Raw genomic sequence first — 26,739 nt, 5'->3', positions numbered from 1 at the left:
CTACCTTCCGTCGGCCCGGACCGCCGCCGCGCCCGTGGTGAACAGGCACAGGCCCGGCTCCCAGTGCCGTGCGATGTCCCGCGGGCCGCCGTCGAGGGAGTCGAGGAGGTCACCGCAGCGGACGCAGGTCTCCCCGGCCAGCGCCCGCAGCCCGGCCACCCGGGTGCCCAGGTCCGCGCGGCGCTGCGGGAACTCGTCCCAGAGCCGGTCCACCTCGGCGAGCAGCAGCCCGGCCTGTTCCCGGGCCACGCCGACCAGTGCCGGCGCGCCGGTGCGGCGGGCGAAGTCGAAGACCTTGCCGGCGTACGGCAGCGGAAGGTAGGGCAGGCCGGTGACCGCCGCGAAGATCACCAGGTGCAGGCGCATACCGACGACGAGGTCGAGGTGGCGCATGAAGCCCAGCACCTGGCCGGGGCTGTACTGGTTGTGGAGGATGCGCCCGAGGTCCGGTGCGCTCATCCGGGACAGTACGCCGTGCGCGTGGTGGACGTCCTGGCGTTCCATCGGCACGAAGACCACGTGCGCGTCCAGGCGCCGGGTCAGGAAGTCGGCCACGTCGGCGAGGAGCGCGTGGTAGCTGGCCTCGTCGAGGTTCTCCGCCGCCCGGCCCGGTTCCCGTACGGACATACCGATGAGCCGGCCGCCGACGGGGAGGCCCTCCTCGCGCATCATCTTCTCGGTGAACGGCTCCGGCGGCAGCAGCAGCGCGGGGTCGGCGGTGACGGTGAGCTCGCAGTCGACGCCGACCTCCTCCAGCACCAGCCGGGACTCCTCGTCGCGGACCACGACGTCGTCCATCGCGGGCAGCACGGCGCGTACCGCCTCCCGGTCCTCCGGCTCGCGCAGCGGTCCCGCGCCGACGGCGTAGGCGAAGCTGCGTACTCCCCGGTCCTGGGCCGCGCGGACCAGCCGCAGATAGCGGCGCGCCTCCCCGTCGTACAGGATTCCGCCGCCGCCGAGCACCAGCAGGTCCAGGCTCGCCAAGGCGTCGAGCACGGGTTTCTGCGGGACTCCCTCCCAGGCGACCACCTCGTCGGCCTGCGGCTGGTGGAGCCGGGTGTGGTCGGGGTGCCGGCTGAAGACGACCAGGCGGGCGTCGGGGCGGTGCGCGCGCAGGCAGCTGAGCACGCACTGGAGGATCGCCTCGTCGCCGATGTTGCACCCGCCGTACGAGCCGAGCAGGCCGATCCGCAGATCCGACGGGGAGGGAGACGGACGCTGGGTCTGGGTCATCCGGAACTCCTTGTCGAAGGAGGTGAGGGGACCGGACAGCGGTCCGGGGCGGCCGCACGACGGCGGGGTCATCTCCGGGAAAGGGCTCCGTACGCAGATCCGTACGTAGCAACAGTATGGGCGGTCGGCTCGTCCCCCGCCTGCCGCACGCCGCCTCAGGACCGGCCTCCCGGCGAACGGCTCCCGGCGGACGGCCGAGGCCTTCAGGAAGGGGCGCCCCGCTCCGCGGTGAGGATCCGTCGTACGGCCGCGAGCAGGTCGGTGGCGGGGTCGGACACCAGCACGGCGCGGGCGCCCGCGGCTCGCGCGGCCAGGACGTCGGCCTCGATGCCGCCGATCACCACGCAGTGCCGGGGGTCCACGCCGAGGCGCCGGGCGGCCTCGAGGATCAGGCCCGGACGGGGTTTGCGGCAGGGGCAACCGGCCTCGGGCAGGTGCGGGCAGTACACGAAGGTGCCGAGCCCGCCGAGCAGGGCGTCCACCCGGTCGTCGACACGGCACACGTCGGCGTCGGTGAGCAGCCCGCGTCCGATGCCGGGCTGGTCGCTGACCACCCCGGTCGGGATGCCCGCCGTCCGCAGCAGTGCCACGGCCTCCCTGGCGCCGGGCAGCAGCCGCACCCGGTCGGGGTCGCCGTTGTGGGGGACGTCCTCGACGAGCGTGCCGTCACGGTCGAAGAGGACGGCGGCCACCGTGGTGCGGTTGGGCATCCGCGGGTGCACCGGGTCCTCCACGGCGGCGGGCTCCACGGACCAGGCGTCCGGGGTGTGTTCCTCGGCGAAGTGGTGTGCGGCCGGGGTGTTCACGGCGTACTCCCGAGCGGTGCGGCCCCGCCGGCGAACCCGGCGGTGCCCAGGGCCCACGGGCCACCCGCCGTGCGAGCGTCCGTCATACGAACACCTTCTTCCGCCGGATCACGAAGGGCGCGAGCAGGGTCCACGGGCGTCTCGGCCCGTGGTCCCGACGGCACTGACACGAGGTTCCCGTCCCGGTGGGTTTTCACACGTCAACGCCTGATCCGCGGAAGCCCGGCGGTACGCCCTGTTCGTGTGAGCCCGCCGTCGCCGGGCACTCGGGGTCCGTGGCGGATCCGACCGGAGCCGTCGTGCTCAGGCTGGAGGTAAGGACATGGGACACGGTGGGAACGTCATCGACGAACTGGTGACCGATCACCGGGAGGTCGAAAACCTCTTCGGCAAGATCGAGGCGCTGCCGTCCGGTGACAGGAAGCGCAAGATATACGCCGACCAGGCCACGATGGAGCTGGTGCGGCACTCGGTGGCCGAGGAGGCCTATCTGTACCCGGCCGTGCGGGAGCACGTGGAAGGCGGCGGCCCCCTGGCCGACAAGGAGCTCGAGGACCACGCCAAGGCCGAGCAGATCATGAAGGACCTGGAGAGCTGCGAGGCCGACGACCCCGAGTTCGACCGGCTGATGACCTCGCTGATGGGCGAGATCCGCATGCACATCCGCGACGAGGAACAGAACCTCTTCCCGCGGCTGCGCGCCGCGTGCCCCGCGGACGCGCTGAACGAGCTCGGCGACAAGGTCCGGCAGGCGAAGAAGATCGCTCCGACCCGGCCCCATCCGTCCGCCCCGGACAAGCCGCCCGCCAACAAGATGCTGGCGCCGGGCGCCGGGCTGGTCGACCGGGTACGGGACGCGGTGTCCGGGCGCGGCAAGATGGGCTGATCCCCGGCCGGACTTCCGGCAGTTGTGCGTGTGCGGGCGGGCCCGTCGCGGTGGCGGCGGGCCCGTCAGGCTGCCAGCGCCCGGCCCGGACCCAGACGGTCCAGGAGCTGGGCACGGTGGAGTTCCGCGACCGGGGCGAGGAGGTCGGGGTGGCGCAGCAGGGCCGCCGCACGGCGGTCGGCCTCGTCGGGGCCGGTCAGGCGCCGGAACTCGACCGGTGTGTCGACGGTGTGCTCGCCCTCCGCGAGCGCGGCCACCGCCAGCGCGGCCAGCTCCGGGTCGGTGAGCAGCCCGGCCGCCCAGCTGGCGACGACCTCGTCGACCCAGGTGCGCCATGCCCACGTCTCCGGCTCGTCGTCCTCGGACACGGTCACTCCGGTGATCCAGTCCAGCGCGCCGGAGCCACCGGGTCCGGCCATGCCGACCAGGGCGGCGTCCATGGCGGTGGGGTACCGCAGCCAGGCGGCGACCGTGACGGCCTGCCGCGCCTGCACCTCGCACAGGGCGGAGGCGAGCGCCCCGCCGCTGGGCGGGTAGGCGCGGGTCAGCCATTGGGCGGTCGCCGCGATGAGCGGGGAGAGGTCTGCGAGCACTCAGGGGCCGTCCGAGCTGCCGGGGGAGGGGGACGAAAGGGAACTACGTAAAACGGTAGCCCCGCCGGACCCCCGCCGTGGACGTGTCGTCGGCCACACCCCGCGTCAGCCGGACGCGGCCCCGTCCCCCGCCGGCGCCGCCACGGGCTCCCGTTCCCGCAGGTGGTAGACGTGGAAGGCGCGTCCGATCACCGGCTGGGCCACATTGCGCACCTTGACGCCCCCGCCGGTCATCCCGTGTTCGGTGCCGGCGTGCGCGTGCCCGTGCACCGCGAGATCGGCACCGCCGGTGTCGATCGCCTCGGCCAGCAGATAGCTGCCGAGGAAGGGGTAGATCTCCAGGGGCTCCCCGGCGAGGGTGTCCGGCACGGGCGAGAAGTGGGTCAGCGCGATCCGCGCGTCGCACCCCCGCTCGTCCAGCTCCCGCAGGGACGCGCACAGCGCGTCCGCGCACCGCCGTGAGTACCGGACGAACTCCTTCATGATCGGCTCGCCGAACTCCCCGGCGCAGCGCCCGACGAACCCGCCGCCGAACCCCTTGGTGCCGGCCACGCCGATCCGCGGCCCGTCGTCACCGGTCAGGACGACGGACTGTCCTTCGAGGACGTGCGCGCCCGCGTCCCGCAGGATGGCGGTGACCTCCTCGGGCCGGTCGTCGTGGTGGTCGTGGTTGCCCAGCACCGCGACGACCGGAACCCCGAGGTCCTTGATCTCCCGGGCGACCACCTGGGCCTCGTCGGACGTGCCGTGCCGGGTGAGGTCCCCAGCCAGCAGCAGCACGTCGGCGCAGTCGGGCAGCGTCTCGAACGAGGGCCGGAGCACTCCCTGGCTCTCGGGTCCCATGTGGATGTCCCCCACGGCCGCGACGCGGATCATGCCAGCTCCTCCGCCTCGCCGGGCGAGGAGGTCCCCGCGACGCAGATGTCCGAGTGGACCGGGTGCCCCGCCAGCGCCTCACGGGCCAGGCGGAGGATGTCGTCGCGGCACTGCGCGGACGGCACCGTGCCGGTCAGCAGGACGGCCTCGCCCCGGATCTCGGCACGGACCCCCAGCTCGCCGAGAGGTCCCGCGGCCAGCCGGTCGGCGAGGTGGGCGACGCGGTAGTCCAGGTGCTCAACCATCTCGGGGCCGGGCGCGTGGACGGCGCCCTGGTCGGTCATGGCTGCTCCTTACGCGGTTCGATGACGTGCAGGCGTTCGAGGAGGAAGAGGAAGGCCGCGGGCATCGGCTCGTCCCCGCAGCTCTTGCGCAGGTCCTCCCAGTCGACCTTCTCGCGCAGGGCACGGGCGACCGGCAGTACCGACCCGAAGTCGCAGTGGTGCTCGGAGAAGGCGGTGATGAGGCTGAGCATGAGGTCGGTCGGCGCCAGTACCGGCATGTGCACGGAGTCGACCGGCAGGTACTGCGCCCGCTCGAGCAGGTGGGGGCTGACCGGCTGCTGCGCCAGCTCGAAGATGATGTCGACGTCCTGCTCGAAGCAGGTCGCCTTCAGCAGCCAGTCCTCGGGCGGCACCCGGACGCCGAGCCCGGCCTCGCGCAGAGTCGCGGCGACCGCCTCGGCGTCCTCGGGAAGGATGCAGAAGTCGGCGTCGTGCTGGAGATGCCGGCTGCCGCCGTGCGCGTACACGGCCACACTGCCGGCCAGCGCGAAGGTGTGCCCCTTCCGCTTGAGGACCGCGCCCACCCGTTTGGCCGCCTCGAGGATCGCCTGGCTGCGGTCCTGGGGCAGTTCGCGTGCCTGCGGGTGCGGTACGGGCTCCGTGGGCGCGGGTGGGACGGGCTCCGTGGGCACCGGGGTCCGTGCGGAGCCCTCCGCCGCCAGGCGGAGTTCCGCCCGGCGCCGGGCGAGTGTCACGTCCTCCCCGTTCCGCGTCATGGCCACTCCCATCTCCGCGCCCCGCCGTGCCCCGCGCGGCCCCCTTCGGCCCCGGCCTCGGGCCGGGTTCTCCTAGTACCCGGCGCCTCCGGGTCGACACGCGGAACGCGCCCGGCTCCCGGCCGGTGCCCCCGGCGAAAGGCCCCGGCGCAGGACTGGTACTTCCGCACCCGGGGGAAGACCATGGCCACAGTGACGATCGAGCACTCGGGAGGCACCATGACCACCCCATCGGCTCCCCGGGTGACGGGTCTGGAGGTCCGCTCGATCGACTACGTCCCGCTGGACGAGCGGCACGGCAAGCTGTGGCATCTGGGACCCCTGTGGTTCATGTCCAACGCGCAGATCGCGACGCTCGCGGTGGGGCTGATCAGCATCACCTCGGGCGGCAACCTCATCTGGTCGCTCATCGCGATCGTCGCCGGAACCGTCATCGGCACCTTCTTCATGGCCTTCCACTCGGCCCAGGGCCCCCAGCTCGGACTCCCGCAGATGATCCAGTCGCGGCCCCAGTTCGGCTATGTCGGGGCCCTGCTGGTGTGGATCTTCGCCTATGTGCAGTACGCGGGGTTCAACGTCTTCAACACCATCCTCGCCGGAGAGGCGCTGCACAGCACGCTGCACGGGGGCGTCAAGCTGTGGGTGGTCGTGGTGACCGCGGTCGGGTTCGTCGTGGCGCTGGTGGGCTACGACGTCATCCACAAGGCCGAGCGCGTCCTGACGTACACCTTCCTGGTGGTCTTCGGCGTCTTCACGGTGGGCGTGCTGACCACCCTGCACTACCCGCCGGGCTCCTTCGACCTCGCCGGTTTCGCGTGGACGCCGTTCCTCGCCCAGTTCGGCGTGGTCGCCGGCTACCAGATCAGCTGGGCCATCTACGTCTCGGACTACTCCCGCTACCTCCCGCCGGACGTCACCGTGCGCAAGACCTTCTACTGGACCTATTTCGGTTCGGCGCTCGGCGGTATCTGGCTGATGGTCCTCGGGACGCTGCTGGCCGCCTGGGCGGGCAAGGGCTTCGACACCATCTCGTCGATCAACGCGGCGGGCGACAAGGTGTTCGACGGGTTCGGCGCGATCGTGCTGCTCTTCTCGACGCTCGGCCTGGTGTCCGTCACCGCGCTGAACATGTACGGCGGCTCGCTCACCCTCATCAGCGCCATCGACTCCTTCCGGCGGGTGACGCCGACGCTGACCGTGCGGCTGGTGACCATCGGGCTGACCGCGGTCCTCTCCCTGCTCGGCGCACTGGCCGCGACCGCGAACTTCCTGGCGAACTTCAACAACTTCCTGCTGCTGGTCCTCTACCTCTTCATCCCGTGGACCGCGGTGAACCTGATGGACTACTACGTCGTGCGCCGCGGGCACTACGCGATCGCCGAGATCTTCCACCCGCACGGCATCTACGGCCGCTGGGGCTGGCACGGGATCATCGCCTACCTGGTGGGGTTCGCCGTCATGGTGCCGTTCTTCTCGGTGGGCACCCTGTACGTCGGCCCGATCGCCAGGGCACTCGACGGTGCCGACATCTCCCTCTTCGTCGGCCTGCCGGTGTCCGCGGTCCTGTACTGGCTGCTGACCCGCGACATCGACGTGGCGGCGGAGACACGGCTGGCCGAGGCCGAGGCACAGGCGCTGGAGAGCGCGGCGCACGAACACCGCGAACCGTGACCGGACGCGGTCACTCGGTGTGGTGCCGGGCCTCCTCCTCCACCTCCTCCATGTGGCGCTCCTCCTCCTCGCTCCAGGCACGGGTGTCGCGGGGCTCCAGATACGGTTCCGCGTCCTCGGGCAGACCCTCGGCCACGGCGCGCCGGCGGGCCAGTTCGGCGTCGAACTCGAGGCCGAACAGGATCGCGATGTTGCTGATCCACAGCCACACCAGGAAGACGATCACACCGGCGAGCGTGCCGTAGGTCTTGTTGTACGAGGCGAAGTTCGACACGTAGAAGGCGAAACCGGCCGAGGCGATCATCCAGACGGCCAGGGCCAGCGCGCTGCCCGGCGTGATCCACCGGAAGCCGGGGCCCTTCACGTTGGGGGCCGCCCAGTACAGCAGCGCGATCATGATCATGACCAGGACGACCAGCGTCGGCCACTTGACGATCGACCACACCGTCAGGGCCGAGTCGCCGATGCCCAGCGCCCCGCCGGCCTGGCTTGCGATACCGCCGGTGAACACCACGATCAGCGCGCTGATCACCGCGAGCACCAGCAGCGCGACCGTGACGCCCACCCGTACGGGCAGGATCTTCCACATCGGCCGGCCCTCGGGCATGTCGTAGACGGCGTTGGCCGAGCGGATGAAGGCCGCGATGTAGCCGGAGGCCGACCAGACGGCCAGCAGGATGCCGACGACGGCCATGACCGACCCGATGCCGCCCCGGCCCTGCAACTGCTGCACCGCGTCGCCGACGAGGTCCCGGGCCGACCCCGGGGCCAGCTTCTTGATGTTGTCCAGGACCTGCTGGGTCGCCGACCTGCCGGCGATGCCCAGCAGGGAGACCAGCACCAGCATCGCGGGGAACATCGACAGCACCCCGTAGTAGGTCAGGGCCGCGGCCCGGTCGGCGAGTTCGTCGTCCTGGAACTCCTTGACCGTGCCCTTGAGCACCGCCGGCCAGGACGGTTCGGGCGGTTGTGCGGACTCGTCCTGCTGTGTGGATCGTGATGTCGGTGCCATACCACCGGAGTAACCCGGCCTGTCCAGGACATGCCCGGTCAGGTGATCGCCGCCAGCGCGGTGACGCCCAGCGCCGGCAGGACCACCACCTTGGCCGCCTCGAAGGCCACGTACACCAGGTGGGCGCGGGAACGCCCGGCCTCCTCCCCCGCCAGGATCCGGTCGGAGCGGCGGTTGAGCACCGGGCGCACCCCGGCGATCTGCGCCGCCAGCAGGCCCGCCGCCAGCCCGGTCAGGACCGCCACGGGAGCGGGCGGACCGCCGACGGCGACGGCCGTGACCACGGCGGCGGCCAGAACCGCCTCGACGAGGTTGAGGGCCCGGAAGACGAGCCGGCCGATGCCGAGCCCGATGCGCACGGTCACCTCCGGGGCCCGGAACTTGAGCGGCGCCTCCAGGAAGGAGATGGCGAGCACCATCCCCAGCCAGACGAACGTGACCCCTGCGGTCACGGCGGCCGACCCGGTCGTCATGCCATCGCTCCTCTCATCGCGCATCCGCGCACGCTGAAATATGCATGCTAGATGCTAATTTATGAGGGTGACACATGAGGAAGGCGGCCACCCCCGTCCCGCCGCACCCGCACCGGCCCCGCTCCCCCGGATCCTGTGCGACACCGAGTCGCTCGCCGCGCCCGACGACACCTCGTCCGGCGCGCTGTGGCGGCTGGCCGAACCCGGGCGGCAGCTCGACGCCAACGTCGTCCGCCTGCCGCCCGCGCGGCGCGTCGACCCCCACACCGAACCGGATCTCGACGTCCTGCTGCTGGTCGTCGCCGGTGAGGGCACTCTGGTCTCCGCGGAGGGCACACAGGCCCTGGGCACCGGAAGCCTGGTCTGGCTGCCGCACGGCAGCTCCCGGGGCCTGGTCGCGGGCGCGGCCGGCATGTCGTACCTGACCGTCCACCGGCGCCGCCCCGGCATGCAGATCCGGCCGTCCCGCTCCTAGCCGCGTCCCTGGCCCTGGCCCTGGCCCTAGCTCCAGGCCGTCACCGGCACGAAGGAACTGTCCTGCCGGAACAAATCCGTGCCGTCGGACACGTCGACGCGCAGCTGGTAGTCGTAGTGGCGCAGGTAGTGGCCGGGGTAGTTGTACGACTCGAGGCGCACCGACCCGGTGGCCGAGCCCACCCGGGCGATGAAGGTGGCGTCCTTCGCGAACGTCGTCGTCCCGTCGTCGGGGTCGAAGCGGCCCCGGAAGCCGTAGTGCCTCAGATAGTTGCCCGACGCGTCGCGGAACGAGTAGCCGTTCGCGTCCGCCAGGCCGGCGACCACGGTGAACGTGGCGGCCTGCTTGTCGGCGCCGGCACTGGAGGCGGTCACCACCGGCAGGTCGAGCAGGGCGGACTGCTCCTCCCAGTACCTGGTCGCGTAGTTGGCGGACCGCAAGGAGCGGGTGGCGTTCCTGGTGAGGCTCGCGCCGCCGGACACCGTCTCCTTGACCACCGTGAAGTGGCGGGCGGTGCCCGAGATGCCGGGCAGCGCCTTGGGCGTGCTCCACGTGGCGAAGGTGTCGTGGCTGTCGCTGTAGTAGTAGCTGCCGTCGCCGTAGCCGTCGAAGAAGATCCGCCAGGCGCCGTTGTCGAGCTGGATCACGGAGGGACCCTCGCGGTAGCTGCCCCAGCCGGCCCAGTCGCCGGTCCTGGAGATCGTGTAGGGGCCGGTGAGACTGGTGGCGGTGGCGTACTCGATGTACTTCGTCGTCTCGTTCTTGGTGAAGGCGTGGTACGTCGAGCCGGCCTTCACGATGTACGTGTCGATGTGGTTCGAGCCGATGCCCGAGAGGGCCACCGGTGAACTCCAGGCCGTCAGTGCCGCGTTGGCGGCCTTCAGCAGGTACGGCGTGAAGATCCACTCGTCGTCGGCGGTCGAGCACGACACGATGACGTTGACGCTGCCGTCCGTGTCCACGAACCACTCGGGGGCCCACGCGCGGGACAGGTTCGCCAGCGGGACCGTGTAGTCGTACAGGAACGTCCAGGTCACCCGGTCGGAGCTGCGGGCGAAGCCGATGGTGGTGCTGACGTCCTGCCAGGTGTGGGTGGTGTAGGTGAGGTAGTAGGAGCCGTCCGTGTGCTTGAAGACACTGGCGTCCCGGATGCGGTTCGCCGGCGGGGTGTACGCGGAGGCCTTCACGAGGCGGAAGTCGGTGGCGTCGTCCGACTGGTAGACGTCGACGGTGCCGTCGTCGCTGTTGAGGAACGGCACGATCGTGTAGCGGGTGGCGGAGCCGCTCGCGGGCGCGGCGGCCGCGGCCGTGCCGAGCAGGCCGGGGAACGCGCCCAGCACGACCGCCGAGGCGGGCAGGGCGGCCAGTGCGCGCAGGAGGCTGCGGCGGGACGGGGCGGGGGCGGAGGGGCGGGTGGTCACGGGCGGCTCTCCCTGAGGAAACTCGAAGAATCGTTCGACTTTTCGAACGAAGTTCGAAAAGTCGGCAAGAAGCTAGAGGTGCGGCAGGTGCACGTCAATGCTTTCGACGTGGCTGGATGCCACCTGTGGAAAAGCTGTCCGTCGCGCCTCTCGGACGTTACCGTTCGGTAGACGACGTGCTCCCGGAGGTGTCCCGCAATGACGCTCGACCGTGCCGCAGGCCTGGCGGAGTCCGCTCGCGCGCTGGCCGAGGGGGAGGTGACCTCCCGTGCCCTGGTCGAGGCGGCCCTGGCACGGATCGAGGCCACCCAGGGTTCGCTCAACGCCTTCCGGATCGTCCGGACCCGGGCCGCGCTCGCCGAGGCGGACGCCGCCGACCGGGAACTGGCCACCGGAGTCCGGCGGCCGCTGCTGGGGGTGCCCGTCGCGGTGAAGGACGACATGGACGTGGCGGGCGAGCCGACCGCGTTCGGCTGCCGGGGCACGTTCCCGCCGGTACCCGAGGACGGCGAGGCGGTACGCAGGCTGCGCGCGGCCGGGGCCGTGATCATCGGCAAGACGAACACCTGCGAGTTCGGGCAGTGGCCGTTCACGGAAGGGCCCGCGTTCGGCGAGACCCGCAATCCATGGCGCCCGGAGCACACGCCGGGCGGCTCCTCCGGGGGTTCGGCCGCCGCCGTCGCGGCCGGTCTGGTCCCGGCCGCGCTCGGCTCCGACGGCGCCGGGTCGGTGCGCATCCCGGCCTCCTGGACCCATCTGATCGGCGTCAAGCCGCAGCGCGGCCGCGTCTCCACCTGGCCGCGCGGCGAGTCCTTCCAGGGCATCACGGTCAACGGCACGCTGGCCCGTACGGTGGCCGACGCGGCCCTGCTGCTGGACGCGGCGAGCGGCAACCACGCGCTCGACCCGCACCGCCCGCCGGCCGTCGACGCCGTCGCCGCGGCCGGACGCGACCCCGGCCGGCTGCGCATCGCGCTCTCCCTCAGGCCGCCGTTCACCGCCGTGCCCGCCCGGCTCCTGCCGGAGGTACGGACCCGGGTCGTCGAACTCGCCGGGAAACTGGCCGCGTTGGGGCACGACGTCGAGGAGGCCGACCCGCCGTACGGGCAGATCGGGCTGACCTTCGTGCCGCGCGCCACGGCCGGCATCGCCGAACGGGTCCGCGAGGCGCCCGAGCCCGCACTGCTCGACCGGCGCACCCACGGCGCCGCCCGGATGGGCCGACTGCTCGGCGGGGCCCCGCTGCGCGCGGCCCGGCGCGCCGAGGCGGCTCTGCACCGCAGGATCGGCGGGTTCTTCCAGTCGTACGATGTCGTCCTCGCCCCGACGACGGCCGCTCCCCCGCCGCTGATCGGCGCCTTCCACGACCTCGGCGGTCTGGCCACCGACCGCGCCATGATCGCCGCCTGCCCCTACGCCTGGCCGTGGAACGTGCTGGGCTGGCCCGGTGTCAACGTCCCGGCCGGCTTCGTCGACGGCGGCCTGCCGGTGGGCGCCCAGCTGCTCGGCCCGGCGAACAGCGAGCCGCTGCTGCTCTCCCTCGCCGCCCAACTGGAGGCGGAGCTGCGGTGGTACGAGCAGTGGCCGCCGGAGCACGAGCTCATGGACGCCCCGGCCGCCTGACGCGGTTCGGCCCGTACGCTGTGACCATGGACGATGCGTCGATGGTCGGACTCATGGGGCGGGTCACCGGGACGATCGGGCCCGGACTGGTCGGCGAGGTGATCGTCCGGGTGCGGGGCGGCGCCGAGCACTTCCTGGCGTACGCGGCCGAGAGCGGCGGCCGGATCGAGCCGGGCACGGTGGTGATGGTGGTCGAGTACCTGCCGCCGAGAACGGTGTACGTGGCCCCGGCGTACGACAGTTGAGCATGCCGCGCCGCAGGTGAGGGGCGTGTGCGTCAAGATTGCAACAAGGATTCGTCAGCGCCTTCTCCTCGGTCTCGCCCAGGAGCACACTCCCTTCGTTCGGTGCCGAAAGGGCACCATGCAAAGGGGGCGTATGCCGATGGTTGTCGGCGTCGTTGCGGGGGCGGCGGTCGTCGCCGTTCTCGTACTGATCGGTCTCTTCAAGATGATGTGGCGGGTCGCCGAGCCGAACGAGGCGCTCATCATCTCCGGTTCCAAGCACCGTACCGAGGGCCTCGAGGAGGGCATGGGGTTCCGCATCGTCACGGGGCGCGGCACGCTGGTGGTGCCCGGTGTGCAGGCGGTGCGCAAGCTCTCCCTCGATCTGAACGAGACCGAACTGCACGTGGACTGCGCGACCCACCAGGGCATCCCGCTGAAGGTGCGGGGCGTGGTCATCTTCAAGGTGGGCGACGACTATGTGTCGATCGCCAATGCCGCCCGTCGTTTCCTGGACCAGCAGAAGCTGATGTCGGAGCGGGTGCACAACGTCTTCGCCGGCCATCTCCGTTCGATCGTGGGCGGGTTGACGGTGGAGGACATGATCCGCGACCGGGAGAAGCTGACCGGGCAGACCCGGGCGGCCTGCGGTACGGAGATGGAGAAGCTCGGCCTGATCGTCGACTCGCTCCAGATCCACGAGATCGAGGACCCGACCGGGTACATCCAGAACCTGGCGATGCCGCACGCGGCGGCCGTCCAGCGGGACGCGCGCATCGCGCAGGCGGAGGCGAATCGTCTCGCCACCGAGGCGGAGCAGCAGTCGTTCGCCCGGATGGCGGAGGCCACCCGGGACAGCGAGATCCTCCAGGCGGGCTACCAGGCCGAGCGGGACAAGGCGGCGGCGAAGGCCAGGCAGGCCGGTCCGCTCGCCGACGCGGGCGCCCGGCAGGAGGTCGTCGTCCAGGAGACGCGGGTCGCCGAGCTGGAGGCGCACCGGCGCGAGCAGCAGCTCCAGGCCGACGTCCGCAAGCCCGCCGACGCCAAGGCCTACGAGAAGCGCACGCTGGCCGAGGCCGAGCGTGACGCCCGTATCTCGGCGGCGCAGGCCAAGGCGAAGGAGACGGAGCTGGCGGCGGCGGCCGAGGCGACCCGGGTGAAGACGGCCGCGGGTGCCGAGGCCGAGGCGACGAAGACCCAGGGTGCGGCCACCGCGGCGGCGACCCGGGCCACCGGTGAGGCCGAGGCGGCCGCCGCGCAGGCCAGGGGTCTGGCTCAGGCCGAGGCGACCAAGGCCCAGGGTCTCGCCGAGGCGGAGGCGATCAAGGCCCGCGCCGCCGCCCTCGCCGAGAACCAGGAGGCGGTCGTCGCCCAGCAACTCGCCGAGAACTGGCCGGAGATCGTCCGGGCCGGCGCCTCGGCCTTCGGCAACGTCGACAACATGGTGCTGCTCAACGGCGCCGACGGCATGGCCGAGCTGTTCGCGAAGGCGCTCACCATGGGCGGCACGGGCCTGGGGCTGGCCCGCCAGCTGCTCGCCTCGATGAACCACAACGGGCAGGGCCCGGCGGGGGCTTCGCCGCTGAACGGGGTCGTGGCGCCGCCTCCGGTGCAGAAGGTGCCGGTGGAGGACGACGGGAGGTAGACCCCGGGTCGGATCGCGGGGCGGCGTACGCGGTCAGCGTGCGCCGCCCTCTTCGTTCAGGCGTCGCAGCAGGGCCAGCAGGGTGGCGCGGTCCGCGTCCGGCAGGGCGGAGAAGCACTCGGCGAGCACCTCGTCGGCCACCGGGTGGCCGGCCGCCAGGACCCGTTCGCCCTCGGGTGCGAGGTGGTGCTCGATGCGCCGGCCGTGGCCCGGGCGGCGCTCGACCAGGCCCTGGGCGGCCAGCCGGCCCACGAGCGCCCCGAAGGCCTGTTCGGTCTGGAAGGTGGCCGCGGCCAGTTCGCGCGCGGACGCGCCGGGCGAGCGGTCGATCGCGCGCAGCGCGTCCCACTGGGCGAGGGTGGTGCCGACGGCGGTGAGGGCGCTGTCGAGGGCCCGGTGCTGCCGATACTGGGCCTGTTTCACCGCCCTGCCGAGAAGTTGCAGGTCATCACGCATGGGCCGAGTCTAACCGACGACTAAACTAGCTTATATAAAGATCTTTAGTTAGACTCCTCGCATGCTGACCGACCAGACCACTCACGTGTACCCCGACCTGCCCCTCACCCTCTCCGCGGCCGGATCCGGCCGACCGGTGCTCGTCCTGCACGGCGGCGGCGGCCGGGCCACGGTCGCCGGGCTCGCCGACCGGCTGTCCGCGACCGCGCGCGTCCTCACGCCCGTACACCCCGGCTGGGACGGCACCCGCCGCCCCGACTGGCTGACCGGCGTCGACGACCTCGCCCTGGCCTATCTGCACCTGCTCCAGGACTGGAGTCTGGACGACGTCCTGGTCATCGGATCCTCGCTGGGCGGCTGGATCGCCGCCGAGATGGCCGTGCGCGACACGTCGGGCCTGATCAGCGGGCTCGCCCTCATCAACGCGGTGGGCGTGCACATCCCTTCGGAGCCGGTCACGGACTTCTTCGCGCTCGACGCCCGCGCCGCCGCGGAGCACTCCTGGCACGACCCGGACCGCTTCTACGTCGACCCCGCCGGCATCCCCGCCGAGGAACTCGCCCGCCGCCAGGGCAACATGGCCACCATGCGGCTCCTCGCCTCGGATCCGTACATGCACGACCCCAAGCTCCTGCGCCGCCTCGCCCGCGTCCAGCAGCCCGCCCTGCTGCTGTGGGGCGAGAGCGACCGCATCGCCACCCCCGCCTACGGAGCCGCCTACGCGGCCGCCTTCGCCCGGGGACGGTTCGAACTCGTCCCCGAAGCCGGTCATCTGCCGCAGCTGGAACGGCCGGACGCCACCTTCGAGCTGGTGGAAGACCAGCTCCGCAGGACCGGTGGACACGCCGCGCACGACGCCCCGTAGGGTGCCACCCGTGACCGCCTTCACCGATGAGACCGACGAGAACGTCCCCGGCCGCCACGGCCCCCGCGCCACCACCGAGGCCGACCCCCGCGAGGTGGGCCGGGTGCGCACCGAGTACTCCCCCGCGCACGACGGCGACCCGGACCCCGGGGAGATCGTGTGGACCTGGGTGCCCTTCGAGGAGAACGACGGGCGGGGCAAGGACCGCCCGGTGCTCGTGGTGGCCCGGGAGGCAGCGGGCACGTTCCTCGCCGTGCAGCTGTCCAGCAAGCGCCACGACGGCGCGACAGGGGGTGCGGCGAAGCCGCTCCGGTGGAGCCGGGACTTGTCCCGGTGGGTGGCGATCGGCAGCGGGCCCTGGGACCGCTCGGGGCGCGACTCCTGGGTCGACGTGGACCGCGTCCTGCGCCTCCACGAGGAGGGCATGCGCCGGGAGGCGTGCGCCCTGGACCGCGGCCGGTTCAACCTGGTGAGGCACCGGCTGCACGAGCGCTACGGCTGGAGCTGACGCTCCGGAAAGGCCCGTACGAAGGCCTCGCGCACCACGGATCCCGGTGTCCGGTCCAGGATCCCGAACACGATGTGCTCGAAGGTCCCCGCGAACCGCCCGCCGGGGCCGAGCAGGCCGCGGAAGGCGCCCGCGACCTGCGCGGGGTCGTTCTGGAAGACCCCGCAGCCCCAGGCGCCCAGCACCAGCCGCCGGTACCGGTGCGCCGCGGCGGTCTCCAGCACCCGCTCGGCGCGCGCCGACAGGGCGGACGGCAGCTCGGTCGCACGCTCCGGGGCCGTACGCCGGACGACTCCGGCATTGGGCGCCGGCGAGGTCAGGAACCCCGCCGCGTACGGCTCGTCCAGCAGACGGCCGCGGTCGTCGCGGAAGACGGGCACGGCGGGTGAGTGGATGACACGGTCCGTGTAGAACGGGTCGCGGTGGGCGCGATGGTGGTCGTAGTACTCCGGGGCCCGGAGCAGGCACGTGTACAGGGCGGAGGCGCGGCACAGGGCCTCCTCCTGGGCCTGGGCGCCGTTGAGATAGCCGCCGCCGGGATTGCGGGCGGAGGCGAAGTTCAGGACGGCGACCGGTTCCGCGAGACGGCGGGCGGCCTCCAGGCTGCTCTCGCCGGTGACTTCGAAGACGGTCGCGGCCGCGGGGGCCTCCGGCACCGGCACCGGTTCGGGGCCGTGCAGCCGTGTACCGGCCCGGGCGGCCTCGATCGCCGGCATGAGCGCGACCTCGCGGCCGCCGGGCGTGCGGTACGTGCCCGCCGCCACGATCTCCTCGGTCTCGCGCGCGATGCCGCGCAGGCGCGCGCTCATGGCACCACCCCCGTCGGCGCCATGACCGCGGCCCGCGCGGCCTCCCCCGTCGTGCTCATGAACGCATCGTGAGCGATGCTGGTCCTGCGGTGCAACAGAGTTTCCCGGCCGTGGAAAGAGAGATTCCAGCACCCGCTCGCCCCGATTTGCACCCTTGTGCGAATCGGCGAGAAGGTCTTGGGTGGGACGGATGATGCCGTCCCGGCCCACCCGGCCGGGCGGTGGCATGGTGGAATCTCAGGAGGATCCCGACATGTCCGATTCGGTAAGTGACGCTGGCGACTGTACGGAGGACCGCACCGTCGTCACAGAACCCGAGGTGGAGGCCCTGGTCCGGGGCATCTGCTTCAAGACCGGGCCGCCCCGCACGCTCGGGGTCGAAGTGGAATGGCTTGTTCACGAGCTGCGGCAGCCGCGGCTCCCCGTGACACCCGAACGACTCGAAGCGGCCTACGCCGCACTGCGCACCGTTTCCCTGGGCTCGGCGCTCACCGTCGAACCCGGCGGCCAGCTGGAACTGAGCTCGCCGCCCGCCGCCTCCCTCATGGAGTGCATAGGCACCGTCTCCGCCGACCTGGACGCCGTCCGCGCGGTCCTGGCCGAGGACGGCCTCGGCCTCGTCGGCGTCGGCCACGACCCCTGGCACGAGCCCCGCAGATTCCTGCGCGAGCCCCGCTACGACGCCCTGGAGACCTGCCTGGACCGCACGGGCGAGGCAGGCCGCCACATGATGTGCACCTCCGCCTCCGTCCAGGTGTGCCTGGACGCCGGCTACGAGGAACCGGGCCCGCTGGGCCATGGGCGGCGCTGGTGGCTGGCGCACCAGCTGGGCGCGGTCCTGGTGGCCGCGTTCGCCAACTCCCCGCTGGTCGGTGGGGAGCCGACGGGCTGGCTGTCCACCCGGCAGCTGCTGTGGATGGAGATCGGCGCGGGCCGTGCGGGCGCGCCCCCGGCCGGCGAACCGCGTACCGCCTGGGCGCGGCACGTGCTCGACGCGCCGGTGATGTGCGTACGGCTCGACGGCGCACCCTGGGAGGTGCCCGAGGGACTCACCTTCCGGGACTGGATCCGCAAGGCGGAGCCCCGGCCGCCGACCCGCGAGGACCTCGACTACCACCTCACGACGCTCTTCCCACCGGTCAGACCGCGCGGTCACCTGGAGCTGCGCATGATCGACGCGCAGCCCGGCGACGACGGGTGGATCGTGCCGCTCGCGGTGACGACCGCGCTCTTCGACGACCCTCAGGCCGCCGAGACCGCGTACCGCACCGTGAAACCCCTGGCCGAACGGACGCTCGGGCTGCCCGCGCCGCACAACCCGCTGTGGACGGACGCGGCCCGGTACGCGCTGGCCGACGCCGAGCTGCGGGAGGCAGCCGTCGCCTGTTTCGCGGCGGCGCTGGAGGCGCTCCCCCGGCTCGGCGCCACGACCGAGGTCACGGACGCCGTCGCGGCGTACTCCGACCGCTACGTCGCCCGGGGCCGCTGCCCCGCCGACGACATGCTGGACCGCCTGCGCGGCACGGCTCCTCGCACCCACGGGAAGGACATCCGCCCATGACCGCCCCCGAGACCGAGCACGAGACCGATCACGAAGGCCTCCGGGAGCGCGCGCTGGCCTCCCTGACCACCGCGCGCGCCCGGACCACCCTGCTGACCAGCTGCGTCGACGAGCCGGACCTCACCGCCCAGCACTCGCCGCTGATGTCCCCGCTGGTGTGGGACCTCGCCCACATCGGCAACCAGGAAGAGCTGTGGCTGCTGCGGGCGGTCGGCGGCCGGGAGCCGATGCGGCCCGAGATCGACGGCCTGTACGACGCCTTCGAGCATTCGCGCGCCGAGCGGCCCTCGCTGCCGCTGCTGCCGCCCGCCGAGGCCCGTGGCTACGCGGCCGAGGTACGCGGCCGTGCCCTGGACCTGCTGGAGAGCGCCGCGCTGCACGGCACCCGGCTGACCGAGGCGGGCTTCGCCTTCGGCATGATCGCCCAGCACGAACAGCAGCACGACGAGACGATGCTGATCACCCATCAGCTCCGCACGGGCCCGCAGGTCCTGACCGCACCCGACCCGGATCCGGCGCCGCTGTTCACCGGCCCGGCCGAAGTCCTCGTCCCCGGCGGCCCGTTCACCATGGGCACGTCCACCGAGCCATGGGCGCTGGACAACGAACGCCCCGCGCACCGCGTGGAGGTGGCCTCTTTCCACATCGACACCACGCCGGTGACGAACGCCGCGTACCTGGCGTTCATCGAGGACGGCGGCTACGACACCGAGCGCTGGTGGACACCCGAGGGCTGGGCGCACATACGCCGGCACGGCATCACCGCACCGCAGTTCTGGCGCCGTGACGGCGGCCAGTGGCTGCGGCGCCGCTTCGGCGTCACCGAGGTCGTCCCGCCCGACGAGCCGGTGCTGCACGTGTGCTGGTACGAGGCCGACGCCTACGCCCGCTGGGCCGGGCGCCGGCTGCCCACCGAGGCCGAGTGGGAGAAGGCCGCCCGGCACGACCCCGCCACCGGGCGCTCCAGGCGCTACCCGTGGGGCGACGCCGACCCGGCGCCCGAGCACGCCAACCTGGGCCAGCGGCACCTGCGCCCCGCCCCGGCGGGCAGCTACCCGGCGGGCGCGTCGCCGCTCGGCGTACGCCAGTTGATCGGCGACGTGTGGGAGTGGACGGCGAGCGACCTCCTGCCGTACCCGGGGTTCACCGCGTTTCCGTACAAGGAGTACTCGGAGGTGTTCTTCGGGCCCGAGTACAAGGTGCTGCGCGGCGGCTCGTTCGCCGTGGACCCGGTGGCCTGCCGGGGCACGTTCCGCAACTGGGACTACCCGATCCGGCGGCAGATCTTCTCCGGCTTCCGCACCGCCCGCTCGGAGGACGTCTGATGTGCCGCCATCTGGCGTACGTGGGGCCTCCGGAGCCGCTGGGCGAGGTGATCACGGAGCCCCCGCACGGTCTGTACCGCCAGTCGTGGGCGCCGCGGCGGCAGCGGTACGGCACGGTCAACGCCGACGGTTTCGGGGTCGGCTGGTACGCCCCGGAGGACCCGGTGCCGGCCCGCTACCGGCGGGCCGGGCCGATCTGGGCCGACCAGTCCTTCGCCGACCTGGCCCGGGTGGTCCGGACGGGCGCGCTGCTCGCCGCGGTGCGCGACGCCACCCTGTCGGGCGCCGACGCGGAGGCCGCGGCGGCGCCGTTCGCGGCGGGCCGGTGGCTGTTCAGCCACAACGGCGCGATCAGGGGCTGGCCGCGGTCCGTGGCCCCGCTGGCCCCCACGCTGCCCCCGGTCGACCTGCTGTCGCTGGAGGCGCGCACCGACTCGGCGTTCGTCTGGGCGCTGGTGCTGCACCGGCTGCACTCCGGCGAGGAGGCCGGCCGCGCCCTCGCCGAAACGGTTCTCCAGGTCGCCGAGGCGGCCCCCGCCTCCCGGCTCAACCTCCTGCTCACCGACGGCGAGACCATCACCGCCACCGCCTGGGGCGACACCCTCTGGTTCCTCACGCCGCCCGGCCGCGCCGTCGTGGCCTCCGAGCCGTACGACGACGACCCGCGCTGGCAGGAGGTCCCCGACCGCACGCTGCTCACGGCCGACCGGGCCGGCGCCCGGCTGACGCCACTGCCGCAAGCCCTGGCCCACGTACCACCGAAGGAGCCCTGCACGTGAGTCCCCTGCACGTCACCCGCACCCTTCCCGAGGACGCGACGGACGCCGCACTGCGCGCCGACGTCCGGCTCGGCCTCACCGCCACCCCCAAGACCCTGCCGCCGAAGTGGTTCTACGACGCCCGGGGCAGCGAACTGTTCGAGCAGATCACCGAACTGCCCGAGTACTACCCGACCCGCGCCGAACGGGAGATCCTCACCACCCGCTCCGGCGAGATCGCGTCCGCGACCGGCGCCCGCACCCTGGTCGAACTGGGCTCCGGCTCCTCCGAGAAGACGCGGTACCTGATCGACGCGCTCACCGGCCTGCGCGTCTACGTCCCCGTCGACGTCAGCGAGAGCGCCCTGACCCAGGCCGGACAGGCCCTCGTCGGAGAGCGGCCGGAGCTCGAAGTGCACGCCCTGATCGCCGACTTCACGGCCGCGCTGGCCCTTCCGGACACGCCCGGCCCCCGGGTGGTGGCCTTCCTGGGCGGCACCCTCGGCAATCTCCTGCCCGCCGAACGCGCCCGGTTCCTCGCCTCCGTCCGGGCGCTGCTGTCGCCGGGCGACGCCCTGCTGCTCGGCACGGACCTGGTCAAGGAGGAGGACGTCCTGGTCCGGGCGTACGACGACGCGGCCGGGGTGACGGCGGAGTTCAACAAGAACGTCCTGGCCGTCGTCAACCGCGAACTGGGCGCCGACTTCGATCCCGGTGCCTTCGAGCACGTGGCCCTGTGGGACGCGGAGAACGAGTGGATCGAGATGCGGCTGCGCTCCCGCGCGGCCCAGACCGTGAAGATCCCGGCGCTCGACCTCGCGGTCGACTTCGCGGCGGGCGAGGAACTGCGCACCGAGGTGTCGGCGAAGTTCCGGCGGGACGGGATCACCACCGAACTGGCCCTCGCCGGGCTGGATCTGACCCATTGGTGGACCGACTCGCAGGGGCGTTTCGCGCTGTCGCTGAGCATGGCCCGGTGACCGGCGGGGCCCGTCCGCGTCGTCCGTCTCATTCCAGGTCGGGCGCGAGTTCGTCGGTGATCCGGCGGGAGGCGCGGCGGGCCTCGGTCGCCGGGTCGGCGCCGCCGAGCACCCGGCTCATGTACTCCTTGATCGGGTTGTCGGTCTCGACCGCGGTCCACTGAGGGGTGCTGGGGGTCGCCCGCCCGTGTGCGGCGCCCGCCGCCATGGCGGCGACCCCCTCCTCGCCCGCGACCGCGCGCGCCAGGGTCGTCCTGTTGGGCACGTAGTTCATGGTGCGGGCCAGATCGGTGTCCCACTTGGCGCCGGTGAGGGCCGCCACGACCTCGACGGCGCGGTCCGGCTGGTCGGTGTCGCGGGGTACGACGAGGTCGGAGCCGCCCGTGAACACGGTGCCGGGCCGGCTCGCGGTCTTCCCGGGCACCGGGAAGTAGCCCAACTCGTCCTCGAGTCCGGGATTCTGCTGCACGATCGACTGCGCGAGCCCCGGCACGGCCACGATCTGCGCCACCTTGCCGCCCGCGAACACGCCGGCCTGGGGCGGGTGTTCCTCGTCGGCGTCGACCGGCCCCCTGCCGAGCGCCTGGAGCCGCCGGTAGAAGTCCATGCCGCGCAGCGCCGCCGGGCTGTCCAGGGTGCCCTTCCAGCGGAAGCCCTGCTCCTCGGCCAGGTCGCCGCCCTCGTCCCAGATGAAGCCGGCGAGCGTGTACCAGTCCTGCCCGGCGAGGTAGATGCCCTGGTTCCCGCCGGAGTCGAGCCGCTCGGTGTCGGCGAGCCACTCCTCGCGGGTCTTCGGCGGGTGGGTGATGCCGGCCCGCTCGAAGAGGTCCTTGCGGTAGACGACGACGCGGTTGGCGGCGTACCAGGGGATGCCGTACTGCTGGGTGCCCTGGTGCCCGGGTTCGGTCAGACCGGGCAGCCAGTGCGCCTTGTCCCAGTCGCGCACCGACTCCAGCGTGAGGTCGGTGAGGCGGTTGCCCTCGACGTAGCGCGGGACCTGGGTGTTGCCGACCTCGATGACGTCGGGGCCGTCGTCCGAGTCGGTCCTGAGCGCCCTCTGCACCTTGTCGACGATGCCGGTCCACTCCTGGATGCGGATGTCGAGGCGGATGTCGCCGTGGGTGTGCTCGAAGTCCTCGGTGAAGCGGCGCAGGAAGTCCTTCGACGCGCTGTCCTTCATGAGCCACACGGTGACGGTGTGCCGCTCGTCGCCGCCCGGCAGGACACCGCAGCCGGCGGCGAGGGCGGCGGACACACAGACGAGGGCGAGGAGTCGACGTCGCACGAGGGGTCCTGTTCTGTCTGGTGGACAGGGAAGGGGGCCCGACGTGGGGGGACGAGCACGGACGCTCGTACGGGCGTGCTGGATTTTGGTATGGACCAATGCGAAGGTCAAGGGGCGCGCCGCGGTTGACCGCTCCGACGCCTCGCACTCCGTCTCCGGATGCGGCACGGTGGAGTGACGCGTGGCACCCCTGTCACACAGGAGAGGAGCACCCGTCATGTCGAACCACACCTACCGGGTCACCGAGATCGTCGGCACCTCCCCCGAAGGCGTCGACCAGGCCATCCGCAACGGCATCTCGCGCGCCGGCCAGACCCTGCGCAACCTCGACTGGTTCGAGGTGACACAGGTCAGGGGGCAGATCGAGGACGGCGAGATCGGGCACTGGCAGGTCGGGCTGAAGGTGGGCTTCCGCCTCGAGGAAGAGGGCTGACCGGCCCGGCCCTCCTCAGGTCCGCCCCTCCCGTTCCTGGGCATCGGCCAGCGCGGCCGACGGCCGGCCCCAGCGCGCCCGTACGACGGTGAACCCGGCCCGTTCGGCATCGCCGCACACCAGTTCGTCGTCGTCCACCAGGACCCGGACCTCCCGGTCACGGGCCAGCCGGCGCAGGATCTCCAGCTTGGGGTGGCGGGCGGGCCGCCGGTCGGCGTTGCGCCGCATGAACACGCGCCCCTCGGGCAGACCGTGTGCGGCCAGCCAGTCGAGCGTGTCGCGCCGGCAGCGCTCGGGCCGCCCGGTGAGATAGACGACCTCGCACTCCTCGGCACTGCCACGCGCCAGCGCCACCCCCTCGGCGAGCGGCGGGTCCGCGGGGGCGGCGGCGAAGAACGCGTCCCAGTCCCGCGGCCTGCTCTCCAGGAACCGCTGCCGGTGCGCCGTGTCGGCAAGGGTGTTGTCGAGGTCGAAGACGGCGACCGGCCGCGGACTGTCTGTCATACGCCCACCCTAGACACCGCCGGCGGCCTGCGGCCTCGTCCCCGACGCGGCTGAACGCCCGCCCCCGCTCCCCCGAGTGGACCAATCCCGGTGGCCCACAGGAGGCCGACTGGTGTGAGCGGTGTGACGCTGGTGGAAGGGATGGCCGGCGTGACAGGAGACAGGATGGTGGACGGTACCGCTCGGAGCGGATGTGCTGCGCTCGCATCACGTGACGAGGCGCTCCAGCGGCTGCGCACGGTCGCCGACGCCGTGCTCTACGAGGGCTACCTTCTTTATCCGTACCGCCGGTCATCCCCCAAGAACCGGGTGCGCTGGCAGTTCGGCGTCCTCACCCCGCGCGAGTGGGCCGAGGCGGACGGGCCGGTGCCGCCGGGTGTGTCCGGCTCGGTGGACTCCTGGTACCAGCAGACCGAGTGCCTGCTGCGGGCGTCCGGCGACGCCCGGCTGCGGGTGACGGTGCGTTACCTCCAGCTCCAGCGCAAGCAGGTGGAACAGTCCACCGGTGACGGCCGCCACCGGCCGGTGGAGGCGCTTCGGACCGGGACGGACGTCCATCTGACCTTCGACGAGGCGGTGCCCCGCGAGGCGGAGATCGACGTCCCGCTGGCCCGGCTCCTCAAGGGCCCCCACCGCACGACGGTCGGGTCGCCCGGCGGTGCGGGGACGGAGCAACTGGGCGGCGGGGCGGGCCGGGTGGTGCGCCGCCGGGACCCGGTCCACGCCGTGACGACGGTCCGGGCCGAGCGGATCCGGGACGGGCGGATCCGGGACGACGACGACGGCACCGCGCTGTACCGGCTGCGGGTGCGCACCGAGAACACCGGGTCCCTGCCCGGCGGCGCCGGCGTGCCCCGCGCCGAGGCGCTGCGGCACGCCCTCATGGCCACCCACACCCTGATCTGCGGCACCGGCGTCGAGTTCGGGTCGCTGATCGAGCCGGCCGAGGCGGACGAGGAGCACGCCCGCGGCTGCCGGAACCTGTTCGCCTTCCCCGTCCTGGGCGGCGAACCGGGCCACGGCGACGCGGTCCTGTCCTCGCCGATCATCCTGCCGGACCACCCGCAGGTGGCCCCCGAGAGTCCGGGCGACCTGCACGACGCCGCCGAGATCGACGAGATCCTGAGCCTGCGCACGCTGCTGCTGACGGACGAGGAGAAGCGCGAGGCCCGGGCCACCGACCCGCGGGCCGCGGACATCCTCGACCGGGTCGAGAACATGCCGCCGGAGATGTTCGCCCGCCTGCACGGCGCGATCCGCTCCCTCCGGCCCGCGCCCCGCGACGCGGCGACCGCCCCGCCCCCGCCCGCCGAGGACCCGTTCGGCGCACCGCCGGTGGCCGCCGGAGCGCGCGGAATGGTCCCCTGGTGGCAGGAGGGCGGCGACGAGGGTCTGTCGCCCACGACCGACAGCGTGACGGTGGACGGTGTGCCGGTCGCGGCCGGCAGCGCCGTGCGGCTGCGGCCGGCCGGGCGGGGAGCGGACGCGCAGGACATGTTCCTGGCCGGCCGCACGGCCCGCGTGGCGGCCGTGTTCCACGACGTGGACGGCAGTGAGCACCTGGCCGTCACGCTCGACGACGACCCGGCCGCGGAGCTCAACGCCTGGTACGGGCGCTACTTCTACTTCCGCCCGCACGAACTTCAGCCGCTGGCCGCCGCCGTGGACGAGGGAGCGCCCGATGGACGCCCTTGAGCTGCTGGCCCACGACCACCGCAGGGTGGAGCAGTTGTTCCGCGACTACCGCTCGGCCGCCTCGGACCGGCAGCGGCGGGGCGTCGTCGAACTGCTCGTGCGGGAACTGTCCCGGCACGCCGCCCTGGAGGAGATGTACGTCTACCCCCTGGCGAAGCAGGTCTTCGTCGACGGCGGACGCGAGATCGGCGAGCACCTCGGCGAGCACCTGGCGGTCAAGGAGACGCTGCTCGCCCTGGACCGGCTCGACGAAGGGGACGAGCGGACGGACGAACTCGTCGCCCGGCTGCGCCGCGAGGTCGAGGAGCACGTGCGCGAGGAGGAGGAAGTGTTCATGCCCCGGCTGCGCGCCTCCGTCTCCCGGCGGGAGCTCGACGACCTCGGGCGGCTGCTGGCTCAGGCACGACAGGGCGTACCGACCCGCCCCCACCCCCACGCGCCGGACCATCCACCCGCGCTCACCCTCGCCGGGCCGGTGGCCGCGGCGTACGACCGACTCAGGGACCGATTGCAGCGGAGGCCGAGGACATGACCACCCATAGCGGCACCACCGAAGTCAGCCAGGACCCCAGCCGGTCCGAACGGATCGAGGGCTTCGACGAGATCACCATCCTGTGGATCTCCGAGGGCATGAGCTGCGACGGCGACACCGTCTCGCTCACGGCCGCCGACCAGCCCTCCATCGAGGACGTGGTACTCGGCCTGATCCCCGGCCTGCCGAAGGTGAACCTGGTCAACAAGGTGCTCTCACCGAGCCTGGGCGGCGAGGACTTCCTCGCTCCGTACCGGGCGGCGGCCCGCGGCGAACTGGCCCCGTTCATGCTCGTCATCGAGGGCTCGATCCCGAACCAGAACATCATCAAGGGCGACGGCTACTGGACGTCGTTCGGCAACGACCCGGACACCGGCCAGCCGCTGCCCCTGAACTGGTGGATCGACCAACTGGCGCCCAGGGCCTGGGCGGTGGTGGCCGCCGGCACCTGCGCCACCTACGGCGGCATCCACGCGATGGCGGGCAACCCCACCGGCTCGATGGGCCTCGCGGACTACCTCGGCTGGGACTTCGTGTCACAGGGCGGTCTGCCCATCGTCAACGTGCCCGGCTGCCCCATCCAGCCCGAGAACTTCATGGAGACCCTGGTCTGGGTGCTCCAGCACGCGGCCGGCTCGGCTCCCCCGCCGCCGCTGGACCACATGTTGCGTCCGCAGTGGCTGTTCGGCAAGACCGTGCACGAGGGCTGCGACCGGGGCTCGTACTACGAGCAGGCCAGCTTCGCCAAGGACTACAACTCCCCCAAGTGCCTGGTGAAGACCGGCTGCTGGGGCCCGGTCGTCAACTGCAACGTGCCCAAGCGCGGCTGGATGGCCGGCATCGGCGGCTGCCCGAACGTCGGCGGCATCTGCATCGGCTGCACGATGCCCGGCTTCCCCGACGCGTTCATGCCGTTCATGGACGAGCCTCCCGGTGCGACGCTCTCGTCGCTGGTCGTCAAGCCGTACGGGGCGGTCGTACGCCGACTGCGCGGCCTGACGAACGACATCGTGAACCACGAGCCCAAGTGGCGCCACAACAAGCGCAAGCTGACCAGCGGTTACGACCCGCACTGGCGCGCCTGACACGG

29 protein-coding genes are annotated in these 26,739 nt (G+C 72.5%); 16 read left to right on the top strand and 13 right to left on the bottom strand.

Translation table 11 applies throughout. The features are described from left to right. Window positions 1–1,233: a polysaccharide pyruvyl transferase family protein gene (locus ABZ915_RS26795; protein ID WP_361808174.1), complete on the bottom strand. Its 1,233-nt coding sequence runs from the start codon at window positions 1,231–1,233 to the stop codon at window positions 1–3. A 203-nt stretch (window positions 1,234–1,436) separates the two neighbouring features. Beyond that, window positions 1,437–2,039 (bottom strand): HAD-IIIA family hydrolase, encoded by a 603-nt coding sequence (locus ABZ915_RS26790; protein WP_361808171.1) that lies wholly within the window; start codon window positions 2,037–2,039, stop codon window positions 1,437–1,439. Window positions 2,040–2,361: 322 nt separating this feature from the next. Here ABZ915_RS26790 and ABZ915_RS26785 point away from each other — a divergent pair, with 322 nt between their 5' ends. Further along, window positions 2,362–2,925 (top strand): hemerythrin domain-containing protein, encoded by a 564-nt coding sequence (locus tag ABZ915_RS26785; RefSeq protein WP_361808168.1) that lies wholly within the window; start codon window positions 2,362–2,364, stop codon window positions 2,923–2,925. Window positions 2,926–2,990: 65 nt separating this feature from the next. Here the strand turns inward: ABZ915_RS26785 and ABZ915_RS26780 are convergent, their stop codons facing one another. The 4 genes from ABZ915_RS26780 to ABZ915_RS26765 form a co-directional block, all read right to left on the bottom strand. Then, a complete protein-coding gene (locus ABZ915_RS26780) occupies window positions 2,991–3,518 on the bottom strand; it encodes a hypothetical protein (protein ID WP_361808165.1) in 528 nt (175 codons plus the stop codon). Window positions 3,519–3,623: 105 nt separating this feature from the next. Next, window positions 3,624–4,394: a metallophosphoesterase gene (locus ABZ915_RS26775; protein ID WP_361808162.1), complete on the bottom strand. Its 771-nt coding sequence runs from the start codon at window positions 4,392–4,394 to the stop codon at window positions 3,624–3,626. Next, window positions 4,391–4,678 carry a BON domain-containing protein gene (locus ABZ915_RS26770; RefSeq protein ID WP_361808159.1) on the bottom strand — a complete coding sequence of 96 codons (288 nt, stop codon included), beginning with the start codon at window positions 4,676–4,678 and terminating at the stop codon, window positions 4,391–4,393. Before ABZ915_RS26770 ends, ABZ915_RS26775 begins: the two co-directional genes overlap by 4 nt. Beyond that, on the bottom strand, window positions 4,675–5,394 hold the full coding sequence (locus ABZ915_RS26765) for a hypothetical protein (protein WP_361808156.1): 720 nt from the start codon (window positions 5,392–5,394) through the stop codon (window positions 4,675–4,677). The genes ABZ915_RS26770 and ABZ915_RS26765 overlap by 4 nt, the downstream gene beginning before the upstream one ends. Before the next feature lie 219 nt (window positions 5,395–5,613). Between ABZ915_RS26765 and ABZ915_RS26760 the strand changes: the two genes are divergently transcribed. Beyond that, window positions 5,614–7,065: a cytosine permease gene (locus tag ABZ915_RS26760; RefSeq protein WP_361808154.1), complete on the top strand. Its 1,452-nt coding sequence runs from the start codon at window positions 5,614–5,616 to the stop codon at window positions 7,063–7,065. A gap of 10 nt (window positions 7,066–7,075) precedes the next feature. On the opposite strand, the gene ABZ915_RS26755 is transcribed toward ABZ915_RS26760, so the two are convergent. Together ABZ915_RS26755 and ABZ915_RS26750 are read right to left on the bottom strand one after the other, a co-directional pair. Beyond that, window positions 7,076–8,077, bottom strand: coding sequence for a YihY/virulence factor BrkB family protein (locus tag ABZ915_RS26755; protein ID WP_361808151.1), 1,002 nt, complete (start codon window positions 8,075–8,077; stop codon window positions 7,076–7,078). 38 nt (window positions 8,078–8,115) lie between these two features. Continuing rightward, window positions 8,116–8,550 carry a hypothetical protein gene (locus tag ABZ915_RS26750; RefSeq protein ID WP_361808148.1) on the bottom strand — a complete coding sequence of 145 codons (435 nt, stop codon included), beginning with the start codon at window positions 8,548–8,550 and terminating at the stop codon, window positions 8,116–8,118. A 67-nt stretch (window positions 8,551–8,617) separates the two neighbouring features. Between ABZ915_RS26750 and ABZ915_RS26745 the strand changes: the two genes are divergently transcribed. Further along, window positions 8,618–9,025, top strand: a complete 408-nt coding sequence (locus ABZ915_RS26745; protein ID WP_361808145.1) for a hypothetical protein — start codon at window positions 8,618–8,620, stop codon at window positions 9,023–9,025. A 26-nt stretch (window positions 9,026–9,051) separates the two neighbouring features. Here ABZ915_RS26745 and ABZ915_RS26740 read toward each other — a convergent pair whose 3' ends face one another. Further along, the gene (locus ABZ915_RS26740) at window positions 9,052–10,446 is read right to left on the bottom strand and encodes a glycoside hydrolase family 43 protein (RefSeq protein ID WP_361808142.1); all 1,395 of its coding nucleotides are present in this window, start codon (window positions 10,444–10,446) and stop codon (window positions 9,052–9,054) included. 198 nt (window positions 10,447–10,644) lie between these two features. Between ABZ915_RS26740 and ABZ915_RS26735 the strand changes: the two genes are divergently transcribed. From ABZ915_RS26735 to ABZ915_RS26725, 3 genes are all read left to right on the top strand, one after another. Next, complete coding sequence (locus ABZ915_RS26735; protein WP_361808139.1) at window positions 10,645–12,069, top strand: amidase; 1,425 nt, start codon at window positions 10,645–10,647, stop codon at window positions 12,067–12,069. 26 nt (window positions 12,070–12,095) lie between these two features. Beyond that, window positions 12,096–12,314, top strand: a complete 219-nt coding sequence (locus tag ABZ915_RS26730) for a hypothetical protein (protein ID WP_361808136.1) — start codon at window positions 12,096–12,098, stop codon at window positions 12,312–12,314. 133 nt (window positions 12,315–12,447) lie between these two features. Continuing rightward, on the top strand, window positions 12,448–13,938 hold the full coding sequence (locus ABZ915_RS26725; RefSeq protein ID WP_361808133.1) for an SPFH domain-containing protein: 1,491 nt from the start codon (window positions 12,448–12,450) through the stop codon (window positions 13,936–13,938). A gap of 33 nt (window positions 13,939–13,971) precedes the next feature. Here the strand turns inward: ABZ915_RS26725 and ABZ915_RS26720 are convergent, their stop codons facing one another. Next, window positions 13,972–14,394: a MarR family winged helix-turn-helix transcriptional regulator gene (locus ABZ915_RS26720; RefSeq protein ID WP_361808130.1), complete on the bottom strand. Its 423-nt coding sequence runs from the start codon at window positions 14,392–14,394 to the stop codon at window positions 13,972–13,974. A 61-nt stretch (window positions 14,395–14,455) separates the two neighbouring features. On the opposite strand from ABZ915_RS26720, the gene ABZ915_RS26715 reads away from it, so the two are divergent. Together ABZ915_RS26715 and ABZ915_RS26710 are read left to right on the top strand one after the other, a co-directional pair. Then, entirely contained in the window at window positions 14,456–15,259 is an 804-nt protein-coding gene (locus ABZ915_RS26715) for an alpha/beta hydrolase (RefSeq protein ID WP_361808127.1), read from the top strand. 10 nt (window positions 15,260–15,269) lie between these two features. Further along, the gene (locus tag ABZ915_RS26710; RefSeq protein ID WP_361808124.1) at window positions 15,270–15,767 is read left to right on the top strand and encodes a type II toxin-antitoxin system PemK/MazF family toxin; all 498 of its coding nucleotides are present in this window, start codon (window positions 15,270–15,272) and stop codon (window positions 15,765–15,767) included. Here ABZ915_RS26710 and ABZ915_RS26705 read toward each other — a convergent pair. Next, window positions 15,752–16,576, bottom strand: a complete 825-nt coding sequence (locus ABZ915_RS26705; protein ID WP_361808122.1) for a TIGR02452 family protein — start codon at window positions 16,574–16,576, stop codon at window positions 15,752–15,754. The two genes, ABZ915_RS26710 and ABZ915_RS26705, sit on opposite strands and share 16 nt — an antisense overlap. Before the next feature lie 253 nt (window positions 16,577–16,829). Between ABZ915_RS26705 and egtA the strand changes: the two genes are divergently transcribed. Genes egtA through egtD form a run of 4 tightly spaced genes read left to right on the top strand, consistent with a single transcriptional unit; the run spans window position 16,830 to window position 21,200 of the window. After that, the gene (egtA, locus tag ABZ915_RS26700) at window positions 16,830–18,137 is read left to right on the top strand and encodes an ergothioneine biosynthesis glutamate--cysteine ligase EgtA (RefSeq protein ID WP_361808119.1); all 1,308 of its coding nucleotides are present in this window, start codon (window positions 16,830–16,832) and stop codon (window positions 18,135–18,137) included. Continuing rightward, window positions 18,134–19,462: an ergothioneine biosynthesis protein EgtB gene (gene egtB / locus ABZ915_RS26695; RefSeq protein ID WP_361808116.1), complete on the top strand. Its 1,329-nt coding sequence runs from the start codon at window positions 18,134–18,136 to the stop codon at window positions 19,460–19,462. The genes egtA and egtB overlap by 4 nt, the downstream gene beginning before the upstream one ends. Beyond that, window positions 19,462–20,241 carry an ergothioneine biosynthesis protein EgtC gene (gene egtC, locus ABZ915_RS26690; protein WP_361808113.1) on the top strand — a complete coding sequence of 260 codons (780 nt, stop codon included), beginning with the start codon at window positions 19,462–19,464 and terminating at the stop codon, window positions 20,239–20,241. The genes egtB and egtC overlap by 1 nt, the downstream gene beginning before the upstream one ends. Next, window positions 20,238–21,200, top strand: a complete 963-nt coding sequence (gene egtD, locus ABZ915_RS26685; RefSeq protein ID WP_361808110.1) for an L-histidine N(alpha)-methyltransferase — start codon at window positions 20,238–20,240, stop codon at window positions 21,198–21,200. The genes egtC and egtD overlap by 4 nt, the downstream gene beginning before the upstream one ends. A 28-nt stretch (window positions 21,201–21,228) precedes the next feature. Here the strand turns inward: egtD and ABZ915_RS26680 are convergent, their stop codons facing one another. Further along, window positions 21,229–22,485 (bottom strand): extracellular solute-binding protein, encoded by a 1,257-nt coding sequence (locus ABZ915_RS26680; protein ID WP_361808108.1) that lies wholly within the window; start codon window positions 22,483–22,485, stop codon window positions 21,229–21,231. A 217-nt stretch (window positions 22,486–22,702) separates the two neighbouring features. Between ABZ915_RS26680 and ABZ915_RS26675 the strand changes: the two genes are divergently transcribed. Then, window positions 22,703–22,918 carry a dodecin gene (locus ABZ915_RS26675; protein ID WP_361808105.1) on the top strand — a complete coding sequence of 72 codons (216 nt, stop codon included), beginning with the start codon at window positions 22,703–22,705 and terminating at the stop codon, window positions 22,916–22,918. Between the two features lie 15 nt (window positions 22,919–22,933). On the opposite strand, the gene ABZ915_RS26670 is transcribed toward ABZ915_RS26675, so the two are convergent. Then, entirely contained in the window at window positions 22,934–23,422 is a 489-nt protein-coding gene (locus ABZ915_RS26670; protein WP_361808103.1) for a hypothetical protein, read from the bottom strand. A gap of 165 nt (window positions 23,423–23,587) precedes the next feature. On the opposite strand from ABZ915_RS26670, the gene ABZ915_RS26665 reads away from it, so the two are divergent. Genes ABZ915_RS26665 through ABZ915_RS26655 form a run of 3 tightly spaced genes read left to right on the top strand, consistent with a single transcriptional unit; the run spans window position 23,588 to window position 26,734 of the window. Next, window positions 23,588–25,117, top strand: a complete 1,530-nt coding sequence (locus tag ABZ915_RS26665; protein WP_361808100.1) for a hypothetical protein — start codon at window positions 23,588–23,590, stop codon at window positions 25,115–25,117. Next, window positions 25,104–25,649, top strand: a complete 546-nt coding sequence (locus ABZ915_RS26660; RefSeq protein WP_361808098.1) for a hemerythrin domain-containing protein — start codon at window positions 25,104–25,106, stop codon at window positions 25,647–25,649. Before ABZ915_RS26665 ends, ABZ915_RS26660 begins: the two co-directional genes overlap by 14 nt. Further along, entirely contained in the window at window positions 25,646–26,734 is a 1,089-nt protein-coding gene (locus ABZ915_RS26655; RefSeq protein WP_361808095.1) for a hydrogenase expression protein HypE, read from the top strand. The genes ABZ915_RS26660 and ABZ915_RS26655 overlap by 4 nt, the downstream gene beginning before the upstream one ends. Window positions 26,735–26,739: the final 5 nt, after the last annotated feature.

Source organism: Streptomyces sp. NPDC046915, from assembly GCF_040644935.1.
Lineage (GTDB): Bacteria > Actinomycetota > Actinomycetes > Streptomycetales > Streptomycetaceae > Streptomyces.
This window is presented reverse-complemented; position numbering and strand designations above follow the sequence as displayed.